Below are 20,608 nucleotides of genomic sequence, written 5' to 3'. Positions count from 1 at the left end.
GTCAGGGTTTCGTTTCAGAACAAATAGGGCCTTACTGCACCTGCGCACCCGTGGTGGCTGGCGTCAGGGTAACGGGCCCAATCAGGCCAGATTCGCGCGGGGCCCATTTCTCGGCAGTAAATACGCCGTTGGCATCGCGGTTTTCGGGAAGGCGGGCGGCAATATTCACGTTGTAGAACTTCTTCCACTCGACGTGATTTTTGTCCATGTCGGCAATGCGGTTGGCCATGGCATTGGACACGCTCACGGTTAGCGTATTGGTCGCCTTAAGTTGGCTCTTCGGGATAAATACCTGATAAACAGGTCCGATTAGCGTCCCAACATCCTGCCCATTTACCTGCACCCGAGCACTTTCGGCTACTTTCCCAAGATTCAGTATCCAGCCTTCGCCCGAGCCGGTCGGCATGGGGAACGACGTGGTATACGTGGCCGTGCCGGAGAACTTCTTCACCGCGTCGCCGCTCAAATTGGTCCAGGAGCCGAGTTCTTTGGTCTGCACTTTGGCGGGCAATTCGGGTCCCCCTTTCACGAAATTGATGTCCCAGGTGCCCGTTACGGGTTGCGGAGTTCCGGCCGTTTTCAGGTACGCATAAGCCGGGCCGGTTACGGCCGCTTCGTTGGTTTCCAGGATGCACGATTCGCCCGGTGCGAGTTGCAGGTATACTTCCGGCGTGCTGCCCGCGTTGCGCACCGAAGCCATGCCGAACTTCTCGGTCATGGGGTTATAGAGTGCCACCGATTTGGCGGGGGTTTGCAGCTTCACCCAGCCTTCTACAGCCTTCTCCCCATGGTTAGCGAGGAAGTAATAATGGCCTTTGGCATGACTGCGGCGCACATATTGCACCCCCTGATCGACCATTGCTTCGCGCTTCACACCGGCGGCAGCTAGCAACTGATCCACGTCTTTGCCCACCAAGATTTTGCCTTTGCCAATGGCCGCTTTTTGCACGCCCTTGCCGGCGTCCGCAAACTTCAGCTGGCCCAGCAGCTTCTTCAGCGTGGCCCGGCGGGCGTCGAGGTTGCCGAGGCCGGGCACGTCAGTAGGCAGCTGGTTTTGCACCACAATGGTCGCGCCGTTTTGGGCCAGCGTGAGCACGCGCTCTAGCGTAGGCAGCGGCACGAGGCGCACATCGGGCAGCAACACCGTCTGATAAGTTACGCCGCCGGTGTGCAGCGCCGCGCCGGCGCCCGTTACGCGTTGCAGCTGCTTATCCGAGATAAAGTCGAAGCCGTAGCCCTTTTTCAGCAACGCTTCGGTGGTATTTTCCACGGGCATTCCCTTGAAGCCGTGCTCGATGCCATCGTAGTGCTGCAAAAGCACCTTGCCGCTGGGGTTGGAAAAGGAATCGTAGATGGGCAGATATACCAGCACATCGTTGTTGGGCTTTCCTTCTTGTAGAAATGATTGACAGTGAGCCACATACGTGTTCAGCTTCCCAAAATCCGTCCAGAAGGTGTTGTTGGGATTGAAGTGCACAGCCGCATAAAACAGCCAGCCCGGCCAAGCAGCCGCCTGCGGCGAATAGTTGGTGCCGTGGTAAAAAGTGTGGTTGACGCCGCCCAGCAGGTAGCGATCCATCGCCACTTTGATGTCGCTGAGCTTGGACAAGAAATGCTCGTTTTCCCACGTCGCCGACTCCGACGAAGCCAGCTTTTTGCCCGTGACGTTGGCCGCCGACGAGGCGAATTTGATGCGCAGCAAATCGGTGCCTTCCGTCTCGGGAATGTCCGTAACCGCGTACAGATCAAGGATATTGGCGGGCGAGCCGTGGGCCTGGTTGCGAATTAGGGCGCCTTGGGTTTTGGCCCAGTCGCTCCAGGTTTGGGTGTAGTTTTCGAGCAGCAGTTCCGAGATGGTTTCGCGGTAATCGCAGAGCACGCGGTGGTTTCGGTCGTCGGTGTCTTTGCCAAATAAGGCCGGCAAATACTTGTGCAAATCGTAACCGCGCCGCTTTTGAAACTCCGCGAACATCTGTGGCGTCCAGTTCGATTCGCCCTGGGCATCGTCTACTTCGTACGAATCGTTGAAAAACGCCCGCAACGGCTTGATGTCGTGGCCCTTAAAGGCTTCGTCGAAACGCTGGAGGTAATGCTGGGTGGCGGTTTTGGAGAAGTGGTCGATCACGTCGCCTTCCCCGCCGGGGCCAGCGCGCTCCACTTGCTTGCCGTGCCAGCCCTGAAACAGCGCGTACAGCGTCCAGTTGCCGGCCGGGGCCGTCCAGTTCAGTTTGCCCTGCGCATCGACTTTGCTGGTCAAATCCACCGTTTCGCCCTTGTCGGAATACGCCATGAGCGTTTGGAGCGGCAGCGGCTTCTCAAACCGCACCTGATCGAGCGCCAGCGACTGCAAATCCTTGTTTTTGGCCACCGGATCCACCAGCGTCTTGATATCGACCTGGTGATTGATAGCCCGCACGATGGGTTTCTGCATGAAGGTCACAGCCTCTTTCAGTTGCTCGCCGCCCTTCACCGAGTAGGTTTGGTAGGTCACGTATTTGCAGGCGTCAGTTGGCGTTACCCACGGCCCGCCAAACGGCCAGCCCGACGCCTGTGCCATGTCCACGCCCATGCCCAAACGACCGGCCTCGGTGAGCGTGTGTGTGAGCATGTCCATCCACTTCGGCGATAGAAAATCAATGAATTGACTTTCAGCCCCGTGCACACCATAAATCGTCGTGATTTCCACGCCGCCCAGCCCAGCTTTCTGGTATTGTTCCAGCAGGTTGGTGAGGTCCTTGGGGTTTACGGCGCTTCCCTCCCACCACCAGCGCGTCCAGGGTTTGGTTTGCTGCGTGATGGCCGGCCATTTTGGTGCCTGCGCCCAGGTTTGTGCAGTGGCAAGGCTTAACAAAAGGGAAAGGGCGAAAGTGGATTTTTTCATAGTTCAGAGAGGCGTTCAGTATTCATGAAGGAACTAGCGTTGGAGCTAGAAGACTATTTCCCCTCCTCAACTGAGGAGGAGAACTAGTCTTTAATTTTTAGTTCTATTTCAGCTTGTACAACTCACTGCCGGCCAGCAGGAAGCAACCCAAGCCGTAGTCTTCAAAATCGGGGCGGGAAGTGAGCGATACGGGCTGGCCGTCTTTGGGCTCTTTGCCGGTGCCCTGCACATAGGCCAACGAACCGTCGCGCTGCACGCACTCTTTGGCCATGGCATTCCAGGCTTTGATCACGATGGGCTTGTATACTTTGCTGTCCAACAGGCCCTTATTCATACCCCAGGTCATGCCGTAAACGAACAATGCGGTGCCCGAAAGCTCCTTGCCGCCGAAATGCGTGGGGTCGTGCAGGCTCACGTTCCAGTAGCCATCGGCGCGTTGCAAGGGCGGCAGCGCCTTCATCATGCTCATGTACATCTGCTCGTATTCTTCGCGGTGCGGGGCGTCTTTGGGCATGATGTCGAGTACGCGCACCATGGCCGCCACTACCCAACCGTTGCCGCGGCTCCAGTAGCAATCTTCGCCGTTGGGCTCTTTGTACGGCGGCACAAAGTCCTTGTCGCGCCACCAAAGCTGGTCTTGCGGGTTGTAGAGGCCGTTGGTACCGTGCTGCGTTTTCGAGTAGTTGTAGATCTGGTACATCTTCTCGAAGTAGGCATTGTCCTTGTACAGCACGCCCAGCCGGGCGTACACGGGCATGGCCATTTGCAGGGCGTCAATCCAGTTCCAGTCGTCGATTTTGTCGCTCTGCACCATCAGGTCGATGCTGGCCTTGATGTCGTGAATGCGCTCGGGCTTGGGGTCGATCAGGTACAGATCAATGTAGGTCTGGCCGGCGCACTGGTCGTCGGCGTTGCGATCGGTGATGCCTTTGCGCAGGCCCCAGTTGTGCTTCTGGCCCCAGTCCACGGCATAGTCGTAGTAGCGCTGCTGCTTATCGGTGTTGTAGAGCGCCATCAGGCCTTCGTAGTACACGCCCCGCGTCCAGATGTTGCTGGGCCGCGCGATGTTGGTCACGATTTCCTTGCCGGGGTCCGGCCACTTCTTCATGAAGTAGGCGTTGGCCAAGGTCATCTTCTTCAGAATGTCCTTCTGCTTGGGCAATTTTTGGGCCTGTAGCGGCAAAGCAGCCAGCGCGAAGAACAAGCTCATCCACCGCATCGCACTTCCGAAAGCTCCTTTTCTCATGATCCGTATCTATCAGTTAATCAATTACTTACTGAAGTTCCTTATTTACCCGCTTTCCCGACACTGCCCTTCGCAGCCGGAGCCAGCTCCACGGCGTACACCTGCTCGCTGCCCTCAAAATTGGCTCTGAAAATCAGCCACTTGCCATCGGGCGAGAAGTGAATGTTGGGCTCCAGCTTGTAGCCGTGCGCCTTCATGTTCACCAGCTTCTCCGAGCGAAACTTGTCGCCTTCGGGGTGAAAAAGGTAGATCCAGGTCCCGTTCTGGGCCTTCGCTACCTGGCCGGCATCGCCGCCGTCGCCGGCAAACAGCTTCTGATCGGGCGAGATGGTGAAGTGGATAGACCACTCGTCGCGGGTCATCTGGTATTTCTTCTCCTGACCGGTCTGTAAGTTGGCGCCCGTCAGGTAGAAGGTGGCGCCGCGCGGCAACTGGTTGTCGAACCAGATGGTTTTGCCGTCGGGGCTAAAAAACTCATGCCCAGCGATTTCCATGTCCATCGTGCGCTTGTGCACGAGCTTCACGGCTTTGGTTTTGGTATTGATCGTCCAGATGCGATCCACCTTGTGCCACGGGCCTTCGTGGCAGAACATGAGCAGGTTGGGGTCGGTGGGCGAAAACTGCACGTGGTTGAGCCAAGCGCTATCGGTAAACAGCTTGTCGAGCTTCGCCGTCTGCACGTTCACCGTAAAGAGCGTGCGCGGCAGCTTCGACTCGTAAATGCGGTTGAAGTAATCGGACTTCTCCGGATACTTCTTCGAGATTTCCTTTTCCGCATCCGTCGACCACGCACCACCCAGCTGGGTTTCGTCGGCGTTGAGCGAGGTAATGCTAGCCTTGAAATCTTTGGGGAACACGAATACGCGCCGCGTTTTCTTGGTGTCGATGTTGGTGGCGTACACCGTATCCTGCGTCTGGTAATACACGTCGCGGTGCTTGGGCGCGACAATTTCGCCACTCACCTGCGCGAAGTGGCGCGTCAGCGGCTCAGCCTGTAAGGTCTTCAGATTCAAGGCATAAAGCTGCTTACCCTGCGCGTCGGTGTGATAAAACACCATCTTATCGCCGGCACCGGCAGCGCCCTTCACAAACGGGTTGTTGTGGAAGTAGAAGCTGGCGTTGTTGCCGGTTACCTTATCGGTTAGGCGCACGACTTTATGGCCCGTGTCCTTATCAATCCACTGCGCAGGCATCGGCTTTTGCGAACCGGTTTCCAGTTGGGCCTGGGCTTGAGCGTTTATGCTGAAGAGAACCAAGCAACCGCTCAGGAAGGCATGTAAGTTTTTCATTATCAATTGATTGTTTACACGTTTCACGCTCTTCAAAACTGCGCTTTTAGGGTTACCACGTTAGCTTGTACAAGGCCACGGCTTGGCGCGGCAACTCTGTTTTCAGCCGCACCTCTCCTTTGGTGACGGTAGCCTTGCTCGGCGCGGCGAATTGCTGTAGCTGACCCGCTTTTTCGAGTTGGGCAACTTGCGCGGCGGTAGGCTGCTGGGGCGAGCCCATTTTCTGCCACGCCGTGTAGGAGTTGCTGTGCGTCTGGTCGATGCGGTACTGGGTTACCTGCACGCTTTTGGCCGCACCGAGGCCGCTCACGACTACTTCTACCGGCGAAGCGGGCGCGGGCAGGTTGTCGTCGTGGTAGTTCCAGACCATCACGGTAGCCGCGTTGGCGGTGGTATCGCGGGCGGCCAGGGCGTTCACGTCGGGGGCGCGGCGCACGCTGGAGTCGCGCACGGCGAGCGTGTTGTAGGCCATGTTGCCGGTTACGGCCACGCGGTTGCCGCGCATCATGCCGTACATCCGAAACACGTTCAGCACCGGCTTATCGACGCCGTTGGTAGCCAGATCGCGGAAGCCATAGAACCACGGCGTGTTCTCGAACTCAAAAGCCCACGTTACGGCGCCCTTGAAATTAACTTTATGATAGTCAGCTAGTTCATATTTGCGCGCAAACGCTGCGGCCGTATAGCTGGCGTAGAGCGTGCCGTTGCGGTAGGCGTTTTCGGGGTTGGTTTTCATGCCGCAAGCCGCGCAGCCTTCCGGGTCCGACTCGCCGATGATGATGGGCAAGCGACTGAACTCCGGATAGGAAGCCACAATCTGGAAGCCCGTCGAAATCTGGCGCAGCTGCGTACCCAAGTTCATTTGCACTGCTCCGTTGACTACGCGTGGGGCGCCTTTGGCGTGAAACGCAATGAAATCGAGCGGCGAACCGGTCTGGCCCGTGACGTAGTTTTTGCCGCTGCGGCAGTGCTCCAGGAAGGCTTTCAGGAAAGCCGCGGCCTTCGCGTTGCCCGGCCCGGTGATATGCGGGCCGCCCACTTTGGCGGTTGGTAGCGCACGACGCACGGCGCCCATGGAGTAGTCGTAGAGCTTCTGATATTCCTCGGGCGTGCCGCCCCAGTAGGGTGCATCCGGCTCGTTCCATAGCTCCCAATACCAGCTTTCTACCTCGGCCTTGCCATAGCGCTGCACCGAGTGCAGCACCCACTGGCGCACCAGCTCGGCAAACTTCTCGTAGTCTTTCGGCGGATAGCGCCAGCCGGTATGAATGGCCTCGTAGGGCTTGCCGGGCTCCCACTGGTGCTGGTAGGGCTGAGGCTTGGTCGAGAGCGCTTCCGGCATAAACCCGATCTGGGCCAGCGGCTTCATGCCCCGCTTGATATAAGAATCGAAAATCTTGTCGATGATGGTCCAGTTGTAGACCGGGCGGCCGTTGGCATCTTCGGTGTAGGCGTTGGTCGAACCCCATTTCAGAGCCGCGGTGCCGTCGCCGGTGTTAAGCAGGTTGTGCACCCGCACGTACACCGGCGTGGGGCTAAGGGCGGCCAGCTCGGAAAGCAGCTTTTGGCCGTCCTTCATGTAGGTATAGTTGGGCTCGTCGTAGCCAAACCACGCCCACACGGGGTCCATGCGGCCTTTGGGTTGCGTGAGATCAACTTGGATATTGACAGTAGGAAACGGCTTGCCAGTCGAAGGCTGCGCCTGGGTGTTTCCCGTTGCGCTCAGCCATAAAAACAGCGCCAGCATACCGTTTGGCAGCTTTCTCAACATGCGCGCATGAAATTCATTTTTCATTGCGCTGACTTCGGAATGGTCAGACTGAGCTTTTGCGCAGCTTCCGACACGTTGATGTATTTGGCCAGATCCCGCAGGGCAATCACATGGTAGTGGTTGTCGTGCAGGTATTTCATATACTCCTCAAAAAGAGCCGGTTGCGTAGTCACCCAGTCGTGCTCGTAGTCGGGTACGCCGTGCACCGTGAGCACCACGATCTTGCCGTTTTTGGCTTGTTGTAAGGCATTCATAATCAATGCCTTATTGTCCGTCTTCATTGTGAAGCCCGGAACCAAGTACGGATGATCGACCAAAGGATTGTAGGCGCGATCATAGCCGGCGCGGGCGAAGAGGTAGCCTTTCTCTTTCAGCACCTCAAAAGCGGTGGGCGCCGTGTCGTAGCCGGGGTACGCGAAGGTGACGGGCCGCGGAATCTGGTAGGTCTGGCAGCGCTTTTCGAGGGAATCTAGCTCGGCTACCAGCTGCGGCTTGGTCAGCTTATTGACGTGCTTGTGCGTGAGCGTGTGGTTGGCCACCTCGAAGCCCATGCGGTCGAGCTGCCGGATCTGCTGCCAGCTCATGTACTTGGTTTTGTCGGCAAAGTGAGGCGGAAACTCGCAGACGAAGAACGTGCCGCCGAAGCCGTATTTCTTCAGCAGCGGGGCCACAAACGTGGCGTGAGTCACCGGCCCATCGTCGAAAGTGAGCACGACGAGCTTATCCGGAATAGGCTGGCGCACGATCTGGGCAGCGGCCGCCATCGCAGCAAGCCAGCAAAGGACAAACAGGCATCCTCGTTTCATACAAACAAGTCCGCGCCGGGAAGGTGGGCGCCAAGAGTGGTGGGATGGTATCCAAGTAACGCGAATACCTCGCCGCAACCCTCCTGTACTGTTCGGTATGACGTAAACTAGATGAAATTGGGCCTTTGTCAGGCTGGATGGTAGATCTTATACAACGGCCAACCGCGCGGGGCTCTGCCCCGTGTGATCATAGGGTTATACCGTTTGGAAACTAGAAGCTATCTTCAATATGAATTAAAAACATACATAATGATGAAGAACATATTAACATTTATTTTGATTATCACACTAACATCATGTAATGAGGCAAAGCAAATAAATACAAATGTGGTTTTTAAAAATTCTGTTGTTCCAAATATAATATCCGCATTTATCAAGGCGCTTTCAAAAAATAAAGTCAAAAATGATAGCACAGTAAATATCTACACATCCATAAGTAATGACACTACTTTTTTATCGATTTCCAACGCTTTACCTCTTGCAAGTGACGAGAGAGTTATTACAACACAAGTGCTTCAAGACACCATGACTCTCTATATTGTTGACAATGGCGAAAACAAACTCTTGTCTGTAAAACATGTAACTCCTGTTTCTACTAGGATAGAGAAAATGAGAAAAATGCCACTTGCAAGAATTGACCCTATACAATGGATATTCTATTTTAAGGACACTACGCTCGTAGATTATTCCCCAAAGAACACAATCAACAAATATATTAATATCACAGATGAAATTGGCAAAACAGCGGATTCAAATCACTCCAACTAGCACTGGAATGAAATCTGTCACGGTTATTAGTGACTTCCTTACCGTTGTAGCACCAAAATGGGCTCATTGTTATAAGTAGTGCGAGCAATTTCCTGGAAGCCGAACTTATGGGCAACTCGCAGAGAAGCAGCGTTATCCGGGTCGATGATGCAGGCAATTTGCTTGGGTTCGAAATGCTGCTCTCCCCATTCCAAGGCCGCTTGTACAGCTTCTGTCGCATAGCCCAGGCCGTGCACCCGCGGCGCCAGCACCCACCCGATTTCCGGCATCCCCTCGATGGATGGCGTAAGATCGCGGCGAAAGTCGGCGAAGCCGACGTTGCCGACGAACCGGCCGGTGCTCTTTTCCTCGACGCCCCAGTAGCCGTAGCCCATCAGGCTCCAATGGCCTTGCTGGGCGATCATCCGGCGCCACACTTCTTCCCTTTTCTGCGGCTTCCCACCCAGGTAGCGGAAAAACTCGGGATCTGACCACATGACAAGAAACTCATCTAAATCCTGAGTTTGGAGGCCGCGCAGCCGTAGTCTCTCGGTTTCGAGAACGGGAGTCAGGGGCTGGATTTGGGTTGTGTAGGAAGAAGAAACGGGCATGCCGCCAAGATATAGAATGTCGTCAGATCAAGCCAAGCCGGCGAGCTACAGGCAAGCACATCGACATTCACTATTTATTATAAACAATTGATTATCAATTTTTTATAATAAAACATTCTAAACAACGCCCGCTTACTGCATGAGTTGAAACTCTTGGCGCAGGATCTTTTCGGTGATGGCCCGGCGACCCTGAATAAATTCTTGGGTGGCCGGACCGCCGTTTTTGGGCTCCATGTTCAGGGCGAAGAAATAGGCCTGTCCGTTTTGCTCGACCCAGCCTACGAACCAGCCGTTGTGGTTGCTTTTGCCGGCGCGCCAGAAGCCCGTCCAGCCGGTTTTGCCCCGTAGCGTCCAGTTTGGGCCTTTGCCCAGGACCAGCAACGCTTTCACGGCGTCTTGGTGGCGCTTGGCGATGGGCAGTTTTCCGCTTTGGAAGCGCCGCAAGAAATCAATTTGCTCGAACTGCGTGATGCGCGAAGTGCCGGTGAGCCAAAAGGTATCGACGGTGGCGGCGGTTACGTTCATGCGGCCAAATTTTAGCTTGGCCAGCCACGTTTGGTAGCGCGCCGCGCCGATGCGCCGCGCCAGCTGCTGGTAGCACGGCACGCACGACACGCGCAGGGCCTGGGCGTAGGGCATGTCGGTGTTCCAGGCGGCAATTTCGCGTTGTACGCCGTCCCAGTGGCAGATTTCGCTGGTGTCGCGCAGGGCGCCGGTTTCGAGGCCGATGAGCGTATTGGGGATTTTGAAAGTCGAGGCGGGCAGAAAGCCTTCGCGGCAGCGCGGAAGGTTGTAGGCCGTGTATTGGTTAGCTTTGGCGTCGAACAGCAGAAACGAACCTTCTACGCCCTGCTCGTCAAAGTATTTCCGAAAGTCGCGCTCCGTCACGCGTTGGGCAGGCGCCAGAAAGTAACACAAGAGAAAAACGGGCAACAGCAGCAGGCGCATCAGGGAGGAAGTTTAGCGTGGGAAGTTCTAAAATTACGGCCTCCTGCGCAGTTCGGCTTACCTTCTGCCTCTCAAACGCTGCCGGGCTAGCCCTTTACCGACCTTCGCATCATGGCGCTTCCCTACAAAAGAATCATTGTAAAAATTGGCTCCAACGTGCTCACCCAAGCCGATGGCCTCCCCGACGCCGCCCGCATCGAGCACCTGGTGGCCCAGATTGCGGCGCTCAAGGCGCAGGGCTTGGAGGTAATTGTGGTGTCGTCGGGGGCCGTGGCGTCGGGGCGCAGCCTGATCAAGATTTCGGATAAAGCCGACGCCGTAACGAGCCGCCAACTGCTGGCTTCGGTCGGGCAGGTGAAGCTGCTAACGCTGTACGCCGAGCTGTTTGGCCAGCACCAGCTGGTGTGCTCGCAGGTGCTCGTGACCAAAGAGGATTTTCGCGACCGCGTGCACTACCTCAACATGCAGAACTGCTTCCGGGCGCTGCTGCAACACAACATCGTGCCCATCGTGAATGAGAACGACGTGATTTCGGTCACGGAGCTCATGTTTACCGACAACGACGAGCTGGCCGGCCTCATCGCCTCCATGCTCGACGCCGATGCGCTGCTGATCTTGAGCAACGTCGACGGCATTTTCAACGGCGATCCCAAGAACCCAGCTTCCGAGCTCATCGCCGAAATTGCTCCCACGACCACCAGCTTTTCGTCGTTCGTGACTACGCAGCGCTCGCAATTCGGGCGCGGCGGCATGATTACGAAGTGCCACATGGCCCACAAAGTGGCGCAATTGGGCATCACAGTGCACATCGCCAACGGCAAAACCGACAACGTGCTGCCGCGGCTGCTTCAGGAAGATGTGGCCAACACAAGATTTCTGCCCAACAAATCGGCTTCGGGCAGAAAGAAGTGGATCGCGCATTCCGAGAGCGCAGCCAAAGGGGCCGTGCGGGTAAATGCCGGCGCCAAAACCGCCCTCACCGACGCCACGCACGCTGTGAGCCTGCTGCCAATAGGTGTCGTGAGCATCATCGGCGAGTTTCAAAAAGGCGACATCATCCGCCTGCTCGACGAACACGAAAAACCCATCGGCCTAGGCATCGCCGAATACAGCTCCGAAAAAGCGCAGGAGCGCCTCGGCCAAAAAAACCAAAAGCCACTGGTGCATTATGATTATCTTTTCATAAATACTTGATTATAAATCATTTATAAACACAAACTAAAAAACAAAGCTAAGGCTAGTTCCCCTCCTCAGCTGAGGAGGGGAACTAGCTTTAATCTTAGCCCTAGTTCTACTCAAGTTCTGAATTCTATTTTCTGCTCATGAATCTTCAAGCCACCTTCGAAAGTACCCGAGAGGCCAGCCGCGGCTTAGGATTGGTGCCTACCGAAACGATAGATGCGCTGCTACTCGACCTAGCGGAAACCGCCGTGGCGCAAACGCCTTTCCTGCTAGCCGAAAACGAGAAGGATCTCGCCCGCATGACGCCCGACGATCCGAAATACGACCGGCTGACCCTGACTTCTGCGCGCATCCAAGCCATCGCCGACGACATCCGGAACGTGGCCAGGCTAACATCACCACTGGGCGAGATGCTGCTGCAAAAGGAGCTACCCAATGGCTTGCAAATCAGCAAGGTGCGTGTACCGTTGGGAGTGGTAGGCGTGATCTACGAAGCCCGCCCGAACGTGACATTCGATGTGTTTTCGCTGTGCTTCAAAACCGGCAATGCCTGCATCCTGAAAGGCGGCAGCGACGCGGCGCATTCCAACGCCGCGATCATGACCGTGATCCAGGAGGTAATCTTGCGCCATAACCTCGACCCCGCCATCGTTGCGCTGCTTCCCCCCGACCGTCAGGCGACCGAAGCGCTCCTGCAAGCCGTTGGATTCGTGGACGTTCTGATTCCGCGTGGCAGCCAGCAACTCATTGATTTTGTGCGCAGTAACGCCAAAGTACCCGTCATTGAAACCGGCGCGGGCATTGTGCATACCTACTTCGACGAAACCGCCGATTTAGCCAAAGGCCGGGCCATTGTCGCGAATGCCAAAACCCGTCGCGTGAGCGTCTGCAATGCCCTGGACTGCCTGCTGCTGCACCAAGCCCGCTTGGTTGATTTGCCGGCGTTGGTGGCACCTTTGGCTGCGGCCAACGTCCTGCTCTATGCTGATGCCCAGGCCTTTGCTGCCCTGCGCGGCCTGTACCCCACGGATATGTTGCAGCCTGCCACGGACGAGCATTTCGGCACCGAATTTTTGTCTTTGAAAATGGCCGTCAAGACGGTTAATAATCTGGAAGAAGCGCTCACGCACATCGCGCACCACAGCTCTAAGCACAGCGAAGCCATCGTTTCGGAAAGCCCGGTGCACATCGAGCAGTTTCTGAACAGCGTGGATGCCGCCGCCGTGTATGCCAACGCCTCCACCGCCTTCACCGACGGCGCACAATTCGGCCTGGGCGCCGAAATCGGCATCAGCACGCAAAAGCTGCACGCCCGCGGCCCGATGGGGCTGGAAGAACTCACCAGCTACAAGTGGATTGTACGTGGCGACGGACAAATTCGCAATGGCTAATTACCTCTAAATCAATTAGATAACAATTGCCACTTGGTGCGGGTGTATGCAATGCGGAAACCATGTTTCTCGGCATTTCGCTGCGATTGACTGCCGGGCGATGCGCCCATCATGGCAATGGTACAGCCTTGTTGGGCAGCGTATTGCAACCGTGCATTGAGCAACGCAAGCTGCGCCCCTTGCCGCCGGCCGGCCGCAATTGTGCTGGCGCCGGCCAGCAGGGCAACGCCGTCGTAGATGTAGAGGCCACCAGCGGCAATGGGCTCGTCGTGCAGGGCTGCCAGAAAGGGAAATGCGCCTGCGGTGTTGGCCGTGATCTGGCCTAATTCGAGGATAAAATCCGAGAGGTCGGGCATTTCGGTGCTCCACCCCTGCGCCAAGGTGCGAGCCCAGCGCTCCTCTTCTCCGGTTGCAATCAGGCGCGTAGCTAAGTGTTTATTATCAGCAATCTGATAATCAAGATCTTCTGTAAGATCGCGATACAGGACGCTGGTGTATTCTATCGGCTGATAGCTGCGCTCGTTCAACAAACTCAACAGCTCAGCATCGGCCATCGGACTGATTTCGTGCAAAATGGGCGCGCTCCGTTCTGTAAAAAACGCCTCCAGCTTATCCAGATCCGGATGCGCGACCTCGCCAAAAAGCCCCAAGCCAAAGGTCTGCGTCAGCGGCGACTCTGGGCCATCGAACATGGCATACGTACCGGCAACCTCAATCCACTGCGCCTTGCTTTCCGGGAAGAGGCTGGCGCGTGCTTCCACAAAGGCCGCGTTCGCCCGCGCTTCGGTGCGCTCCAATTGCTGCGCTAATTGTTGATCGGAGTATATCATTGCTGGAGTTAAGTTGTTCGGAGTAGGGAGCAAGTGCGCCGAGCTCTAATTCAGAAAACGTGTATTTCTTGCAATTCTAGGGAAACACACTCTTCCATAAACAACACATTAAATGTTGCCGTTACATCACTCCAAACCCCATTTAATGGAAGGCCAAACCATATCTCGGCAACTATCAGAGTATTCGAGATTCTATGTTTCCGAGGCATATGGAAATCAACTTCTGCACGCGGACCAAGACCACCATTCGTCTCTACTGCCGTTTCTAAGGAGGTCACCTTATACACCTCGTCTCCCTCATCTAACACTGGAAATCCATAGCCATAAATTACATCACGTATCAAATCAGGAGTCCATTCAAAATATGGATCTTGATAGGTGTACCGCAACGCCTCTTCATACTCCTCGGCAGCAAGAAGCCTAACCCAATCACGTACCGCATTCAGAAGATCCTCGTCAGAAGCATCATGGCTCAATTTGATAGGTCTGGTCATACTTAGAGTAAGGAAGTGAAATTCTCGTCTAGGTTTTAGATCCGGACGAGCATAGGAACTAAGTTTTGTCATATTGCCGCACATCTCTGGCGCGAGTTTAGCGCAGCGTAACGCATGACAATTTATGACAATGAGGTTGGACCTCATTTGCTGTATTAGCAGCAATCTGAGACCGCACCACCAGAAAACTACTGAATAGCCCGGAATCTAAATTGCCGCGTTGCGGCAGTCAAGGCACAGCCTCGACGCGATGGCAAGCACGAGTTATGCTTTGCTAAACTAGCGCTAGAAATGCGAATTTATTAGCCTAACCGCAACCACAATACCCGCCCAAATATCCCGTTTTCTCTATACCTTCCGGCGCCCTCCGTTACTCCCTTTTCCCATGATTTCCTCCCGATTGCTTCGCCTGCCCCTGCTGGTGCTGTTGGCTTTGCTATGCGCTTGTTCCAGGTCTGGTTCTGATAAGGATGAGGCGGGTGCTTCGCCGGAGGGAGAGGAAATTTCGCCGTATCAAAACATCGTTTTCACTTTCGATGAACCGCTGGGCCAAGGCAAAGTAAGTCGCTGGGATACTGTGCAGTACGTGCAGTTTGAACCGACCGTGCGCGGCAAATTCAAGTGGACCGGCGACCGCGAACTGATCTTCTCGCCGCAGGAGCCGTTTCGGCCGGCTACGGCGTTTCAGGCGGCGTGGCGACCTAGCGCGCTAGCTGCAGCAAAAGAAAAAAGCCTGCCGAAGCTCAGCCGCAGCCGCTTCCATACGCCCGACCTGCGCTTGAAAGATCCGCAGCTGTTCTGGAGCCAGAGCCGCCGGGCGGCGGGTACGGCCGAAATGCGCGCCAACCTGCTGTTCAACTACGCTGTACGCCCCGCCGACGTACAACCGCTCTTGCGCATTACGCAGGACGGTCGGCCGGTGGCGTTCGAAGTCGTCAATTCCACCCAAGCCGACAGCGTTGTAGGCGTGGCTCTGACGCAAGATGTGCGCGTAGGCGAACCGCTCAAGCTTGAAATTGCCTCTGGCCTGCGCGCTATTGGCAGCGACCGCGGCACCAAGTCACCGTTGGCGGCCCAAGTAGCGGTGCCCGATCAACAGACCTTGCTGGTGCGCGAAGTAACGCCCTCGCTGGTGGATGGCGAGCCGATCATCACGGTGCTCACCAACCAGCCGGTGTCAGCCGACGAAATCACGCCGTTGGTGGCCGTGCAGCCGGCCGTGGCGTTTTCGGTGGAAGCCTTGGAAAGCGGCTTTGTGCTGAAAGGTGGCTTCGATGTGGATAAGACCTACCAAGTAAGCCTACGCAGCGGTTTGCGCGGCGCGTTGGGCGGTCAGCTGGCCGAGCCGCTTACCCAAACCGTGTCCTTCGTCGATGAGCGGCCCACGCTCTCCTTTGCCAACGGCGACAAGGCCATGTACCTCGACGCGCTGGGCGCTCGCAACCTCGGCATTCGGGTTTCGGAGATCGAAAAGGTGCAGGTGACGATCGCGAAAGTGTACGCCAACAACATTCAGCAGCTTCTGCGCGGCGGCACCCAGTACGGCTACCCCGAGTACAACGAAGAGGATGGCGAGTCCGACCAAGGCGAAGACGGCGAATACATCGACCGCTCCTTCCAGTATTACGACGTCGAAAACCTCGGCAACGTACTTTCGGAGCGCACTTACACGGTGTCGGGCTTGCCCAAGCAACAGGGAATGAGGCTGTTGAATTTGAGCTTTAAAGACCTTGAATTCACGGGGCCGCTCAAAGGGCTGTACGTGGTGAAAATACAGGACACCGAGCGGCAATGGCTGCAAGTGTCGAAACTGGTGGCCGTGACGGACATCGGGCTGATCGTGAAGCAGGGCAAGGCGGGCAGCACGCTGGTATTTGCCAACTCCATCCGCAACGCCAAGCCGCTTTCGGGCGTGGAGGTGCGGTTTGTGAGCTCCAACAACCAGATCATGGGCAAGGGCGTCACCAACCGCGAGGGCGTGGCCAAATTCGACAGCACCGCCCAAAACGGCCGCTTCCGCCTGAGCATGGTTACGGCCCTGAGTGGCAGCGACTTCACCTTTCTGGACTTGCCCCGCAGCCGCGTCGAAACGTCGCGCTTTGAGGTGGGCGGACTGCAAAGCAATGCGGCGCGCTACCAAGCCTTTCTGTACGGCGACCGCGACCTCTACCGCCCCGGCGATACCATCCGGACCAACACCGTGGTGCGCACCGAAGACTGGAAAAGTCCGCCCGCCAATTTACCGGTGAAAATTCGGTTGCTGCTGCCCACGGGGAAAGAATACGCGAGTTTGCGCAAGAAGCTCACGGCGGCGGGTTCGTTCGAATCGAGCTTTATTCTGCCCCCGGCCGTGATGACCGGCCTCTACACCTTGGAAGTGTTCACCGGCAACGACGTGCTGCTCACCGCGCGCAAAATCAGCGTGGAAGAGTTCATCCCCGACCGCCTGAAAGTGACCGTGAAGGCTGCGCCCGCCGTGGCAAAGCCCGGCCAAAGCGTTTCGGCTAATATCGTGGCTACCAACCTCTTCGGGCCACCGGCCGCCGATCGCAAGTTTGAGGTTGAGTTCTCGCTGAAAGAAAAGCCATTCCACCCCAAGCAGTACGCCGACTACAGCTTTAGCATCAGCAGCGGCGAGCGCCGCAAGGGCAATTACGGCAACCAAGAATCAACGCCGATCTCCGACCGCTTTGAGAAAACCGTGCGCGAAGGCACCACTTCCGCAAATGGCTCTGGCACTGCCATTTATGAAATACCGGATCACAAAGACCTTGGCACGCTGGAAGGCACCGCGTTCGCGACGGTGTTCGACGAAAGCGGCCGGCCGGTAAACCGCCTCGCCACCTTTGAGGTGCAGACGCAGCCGGTACTGTTCGGCGTGAAAAACTTACCGGAGCTCATCAGTACGAAACAGGCGCTGCCGCTGGAGTTTGTGGCCCTCACGCCCGGGGGGCAGTCAACTAACGCGCAGGCCCAAATTCAGGTGGTGCGGCTGCTGTGGGAAACGGTGATTGAGCGCCAGGGCGGCCGCTACGTGTACAATTCGCAGAAGCGCGAGCAGCCGATTTTGAGCCAAACGCGCTCGATTAGCGGCAGTAGTAAGCTGGAATTCACGCCGTTGTATTCGGGTGAGTACGAGGTGCGCGTGTCGCGGCCGGGCGCGCAGACCTACGTGGCCAGCCATTTTTATGCCTACGGCTACGGCGATACGCAGAGCAATTCCTTCGAGGTCAATAACGAAGGCGAGGTGACGATTGAGGCCGATAAAGAAAAATACCAACCCGGCGAAACGGCCAATTTGCTGCTCAAAACGCCCTTTGCCGGCCGCGTGCTCGTGACCGTGGAGCGCGACCGCGTGCTGGACCATTTCTACGTGAACACCGACGAGAAATCGGCCCGCGTCAGCATCCCGATTCGGGGCAATCACGTGCCGAATATCTACGTCACGGCCACCGCCATCCGCGAAATCACCGACAACCGCCTGCCGCTCACCGTGGCCCGCGGCTTCGTGCCGCTGACGGTAGAAAAGCCTGCGGCACGCCTGCTAGTGGCCCTCAACGTGCCCCAGCAAAGCCGCTCACAAACCTGGCAAACCATCGAAGCGACGACAGCGCCCGGCGCCAACGTGACGCTGGCTGTGGTGGACGAAGGCATTCTGCAAATGAAGGATTACCGCACGCCCGACCCCTACGGCTACTTCTACCAGAAGCGCGCCCTGGAAGTATCAGCTTACGACGTGTATCCGTTTCTCCTGCCCGAGCTCGGCACCAGCAGCTCCGGCGGCGACGGCTACGACCTCTCGCGCCGCACTACGCCCGTGCCCTCGCGGCGCGTGAAGCTGCTGGCCAAATGGAGCGGCGTGCTCCGCGCCGATGCCAGCGGCAAAGTGCGCTACCGCGTGCGTATTCCGCAATTCTCTGGCGCAGTGCGCGTGATGGCCGCCGCCTACAAAGACGACGCCTTTGGCTCCGCCGAACGCACCATGCGCATCGCCGATCCGGTAGTCATCAGCACCAGCCTCCCCCGCTTCCTAAGCCCCGGCGACACGATTGACGTGCCGGTGACGCTGACGAATACGACTTCAAAAGAAATTACGGTAACTATTAGTCAACAGGCGGAAGGCTCAATAGAGAAGATTTATGAGCATCAGAATCCATCAATACGCATTGAGAAAGCATTCTTTAGCCAAATTCCTTCTAACTCAGAAAAGCGGGTAGGCTTCCGTATTGTGGCTAAAAGTGCCATTGGCAATGGAAAAGTGACCATTTCAGCTACTACTTCGGATGGCAGAGAAACCTTCACCGAAAGCGTCGAACTCCCCATCCGTCCTGCTTCGCCGCTTGAAAAGCGCAACGGCTCCGGCATTGTGAAAGGTGGCAGCGGGCAAACGTTGAACCTGAAAACTGATTTTCTGCCTTCGTCGCTGCGGAGCCAGCTGGTGGTTAGCCGCTCACCGATGACGGAGTTTGCCAAAGACCTGCGCTACCTGCTGCAATACCCATACGGCTGCTTGGAGCAAACCGTGTCGGCGGCGTTTCCACAGCTGTATTACGGCGATCTGGCGGCTACATTGGGGCAGCAAGGCAAGGCCACGCGCTTTAACCCCAACTACAACGTGCAGGAAGCCATCCGCAAGATTGAGTCGCAGCAGCTTTACAACGGCTCGCTCAGCTACTGGCCCGGCGGCGACTACGACAACTGGTGGGCCACGGCCTACGCCGCGCACTTCCTGCTGGAAGCCCAGCGCGCCGGCTTCGACGTGAATAAGTCGGTGCTGGACAAGGTGTTGCGCTACCTGCAATTCCGCAACCGCAAGCGCGAAACCGAGCCCTACCAGTACTTCGACGCCAACAACATCGCGCGCCAGAAAACCATCGCCAAAAAGGAAATCGCCTACGGCCTGTACGTGCTCGCGCTGGCCGGCCGGCAGGATGCCGTGGCGCAGAACTACTATAAAGCCAACCGCCAACTCTTGGCTCAGGACTCTAAGTTCTTGCTGGCCTGCACGTTCTCGCTCAACGGCAACGTGAGCAGCTTCCGCAACATGCTACCCACCAAGTTCGGCGGCGAAACCGCGGCGGCCCGCGCCCTGGATGGCTCATTCTACTCGCCCATCCGCGATGAAGCCCTGGTGCTGAACGCCTTACTCGAAGCCGACCCCGGCAACTCGCAAGTGACCATGCTCACGCGCCAGCTCAGCCGCCAAGTGAAGCAGGCCGGTTGGCTAAATACCCAGGAACGGGCCTTTGCCTTGCTGGCCTTGGGCAAAGTAGCCCGCCAGAACGCCAACAGCACCGTAACTGCCTCGCTACTAGCTGATAACAAGCTGGTCGGCAACTTCACAGGCAACAATTTGACTATTAACACGATAGCAAACCGGCAAATTGCTATGCGCACCAGCGGCGTGGGCAGCCTCTATTATTTCTGGGAGATGGAAGGCATTTCGCCCACCAATACCGTGCGCGAAGAAGACGCCTATCTGAAAGTCCGGCGCACCTTCTTAGACCGCAATGGCAACGCCGTTGGTTCAGCTTCTTTCAAGCAAAATGATTTGGTGGTGGTCCGCATCACGATTCAGGCAGCGGACGCAGCCGGCGAGGTTAAAAACGTAGCCATCACCGACTTGCTGCCGGCGGGCCTGGAAATTGAAAACCCACGCATCGGCGCCGTCCGCGACCTGACCTGGGCCAAGGACGCCGCCCAACCCGATTACCTCGACCTGCGCGACGACCGCATCAACCTTTTCACCACCGTCACGGGCACGCCGAAAAATTTCTACTACGTCGCGCGGGCCGTATCAAAAGGCACCTTCCGCCTAGGCTCCGTAAGCGCCGACGCGATGTATAACGCTGATTATCACTCGTATAACGGGGCCGGCATGGTGCGTGTGCGGTAGGTGCGCAAGCCTTATTTATCACTTGTTGAAAAACCTATGGAAATCCCATTTTACCTGGCGCTCGGGATAGTTGGGCTGATTGTCGGCACCTGCTTTTATTACCTCTATCGACAATTAATTGGCCGCTTTTTGAAGCCACGGCGGCATCTGGTGGTAATAGCGGCGCTGGCCGCAGCAATTACCACGCCGCTGCTTGGCTGGGCGGGCGTTCGGCTCACGCTCTATGCGTTGGCGTATTATCCGCACCGCGATTTTAACTCCAAAAAGTGGGCCGCCGACCCCCTGAAGCGCTACGAAATGATGGATGATCTGCTGGCGTCGCAACGCTTGCTGGGGCTATCGCCGCCGCAGGTCGAAGCTCTTCTGGGCCGCCCTAATCTTAGCAACGCGGGTGCATGGGAATATTATCTGGGCATGACCCCGAAAGTACTTTCCATCGACGGCGACGCGTTGACCATTTTGTTTCAGAACGGCAAAGTTATCCGCTGCTACATCCGCGAAACGTAAAGTGCCGGC

At 56.7% G+C, this 20,608-nt stretch carries 14 protein-coding genes; 5 read left to right on the top strand and 9 right to left on the bottom strand.

The window, feature by feature from the left end:
* Positions 1–31: 31 nt before the first annotated feature.
* From H9I52_RS00775 to H9I52_RS00755, 5 genes are all read right to left on the bottom strand, one after another.
* The gene (locus H9I52_RS00775; protein WP_187452255.1) at positions 32–2,881 is read right to left on the bottom strand and encodes a glycosyl hydrolase; all 2,850 of its coding nucleotides are present in this window, start codon (positions 2,879–2,881) and stop codon (positions 32–34) included.
* Positions 2,882–2,984: 103 nt separating this feature from the next.
* Positions 2,985–4,100, bottom strand: a complete 1,116-nt coding sequence (locus tag H9I52_RS00770) for a glycoside hydrolase family 88 protein (protein ID WP_222940409.1) — start codon at positions 4,098–4,100, stop codon at positions 2,985–2,987.
* A 68-nt stretch (positions 4,101–4,168) separates the two neighbouring features.
* Positions 4,169–5,416 (bottom strand): oligogalacturonate lyase family protein, encoded by a 1,248-nt coding sequence (locus H9I52_RS00765; RefSeq protein WP_187452254.1) that lies wholly within the window; start codon positions 5,414–5,416, stop codon positions 4,169–4,171.
* A 52-nt stretch (positions 5,417–5,468) separates the two neighbouring features.
* Complete coding sequence (locus tag H9I52_RS00760) at positions 5,469–7,187, bottom strand: GH39 family glycosyl hydrolase (protein WP_187452253.1); 1,719 nt, start codon at positions 7,185–7,187, stop codon at positions 5,469–5,471.
* 20 nt (positions 7,188–7,207) lie between these two features.
* The gene (locus tag H9I52_RS00755; protein WP_187452252.1) at positions 7,208–7,993 is read right to left on the bottom strand and encodes a polysaccharide deacetylase family protein; all 786 of its coding nucleotides are present in this window, start codon (positions 7,991–7,993) and stop codon (positions 7,208–7,210) included.
* 204 nt (positions 7,994–8,197) lie between these two features.
* On the opposite strand from H9I52_RS00755, the gene H9I52_RS00750 reads away from it, so the two are divergent.
* The gene (locus H9I52_RS00750; protein WP_187452251.1) at positions 8,198–8,761 is read left to right on the top strand and encodes a hypothetical protein; all 564 of its coding nucleotides are present in this window, start codon (positions 8,198–8,200) and stop codon (positions 8,759–8,761) included.
* Between the two features lie 38 nt (positions 8,762–8,799).
* Here the strand turns inward: H9I52_RS00750 and H9I52_RS00745 are convergent, their stop codons facing one another.
* Entirely contained in the window at positions 8,800–9,351 is a 552-nt protein-coding gene (locus tag H9I52_RS00745) for a GNAT family N-acetyltransferase (RefSeq protein ID WP_187452250.1), read from the bottom strand.
* 132 nt (positions 9,352–9,483) lie between these two features.
* On the bottom strand, positions 9,484–10,299 hold the full coding sequence (gene blaOXA, locus H9I52_RS00740) for a class D beta-lactamase (RefSeq protein ID WP_187452249.1): 816 nt from the start codon (positions 10,297–10,299) through the stop codon (positions 9,484–9,486).
* A gap of 111 nt (positions 10,300–10,410) precedes the next feature.
* On the opposite strand from blaOXA, the gene proB reads away from it, so the two are divergent.
* Both proB and H9I52_RS00730 read left to right on the top strand, forming a co-directional pair.
* The gene (gene proB, locus H9I52_RS00735) at positions 10,411–11,493 is read left to right on the top strand and encodes a glutamate 5-kinase (protein ID WP_187452248.1); all 1,083 of its coding nucleotides are present in this window, start codon (positions 10,411–10,413) and stop codon (positions 11,491–11,493) included.
* Positions 11,494–11,621: 128 nt separating this feature from the next.
* Positions 11,622–12,872, top strand: a complete 1,251-nt coding sequence (locus tag H9I52_RS00730) for a glutamate-5-semialdehyde dehydrogenase (protein ID WP_187452247.1) — start codon at positions 11,622–11,624, stop codon at positions 12,870–12,872.
* An 11-nt stretch (positions 12,873–12,883) separates the two neighbouring features.
* Here H9I52_RS00730 and H9I52_RS00725 read toward each other — a convergent pair whose 3' ends face one another.
* Together H9I52_RS00725 and H9I52_RS00720 are read right to left on the bottom strand one after the other, a co-directional pair.
* Positions 12,884–13,702, bottom strand: a complete 819-nt coding sequence (locus H9I52_RS00725) for a GNAT family N-acetyltransferase (protein ID WP_187452246.1) — start codon at positions 13,700–13,702, stop codon at positions 12,884–12,886.
* 50 nt (positions 13,703–13,752) lie between these two features.
* The gene (locus H9I52_RS00720; protein ID WP_187452245.1) at positions 13,753–14,196 is read right to left on the bottom strand and encodes a hypothetical protein; all 444 of its coding nucleotides are present in this window, start codon (positions 14,194–14,196) and stop codon (positions 13,753–13,755) included.
* Positions 14,197–14,581: 385 nt separating this feature from the next.
* Here H9I52_RS00720 and H9I52_RS00715 point away from each other — a divergent pair, with 385 nt between their 5' ends.
* Entirely contained in the window at positions 14,582–20,092 is a 5,511-nt protein-coding gene (locus H9I52_RS00715) for an alpha-2-macroglobulin family protein (RefSeq protein WP_187452244.1), read from the top strand.
* A 36-nt stretch (positions 20,093–20,128) separates the two neighbouring features.
* Complete coding sequence (locus H9I52_RS00710; protein ID WP_187452243.1) at positions 20,129–20,599, top strand: hypothetical protein; 471 nt, start codon at positions 20,129–20,131, stop codon at positions 20,597–20,599.
* The last annotated feature ends 9 nt before the right edge of the window (positions 20,600–20,608 follow it).

It is taken from the genome of Hymenobacter sp. BT491 (assembly GCF_014349165.1).
Classification (GTDB): Bacteria; Bacteroidota; Bacteroidia; order Cytophagales; family Hymenobacteraceae; genus Hymenobacter; species Hymenobacter jejuensis.
Note: the sequence above shows the minus strand (reverse complement) of the source record. Positions and strands in the feature narration are given on the sequence as shown.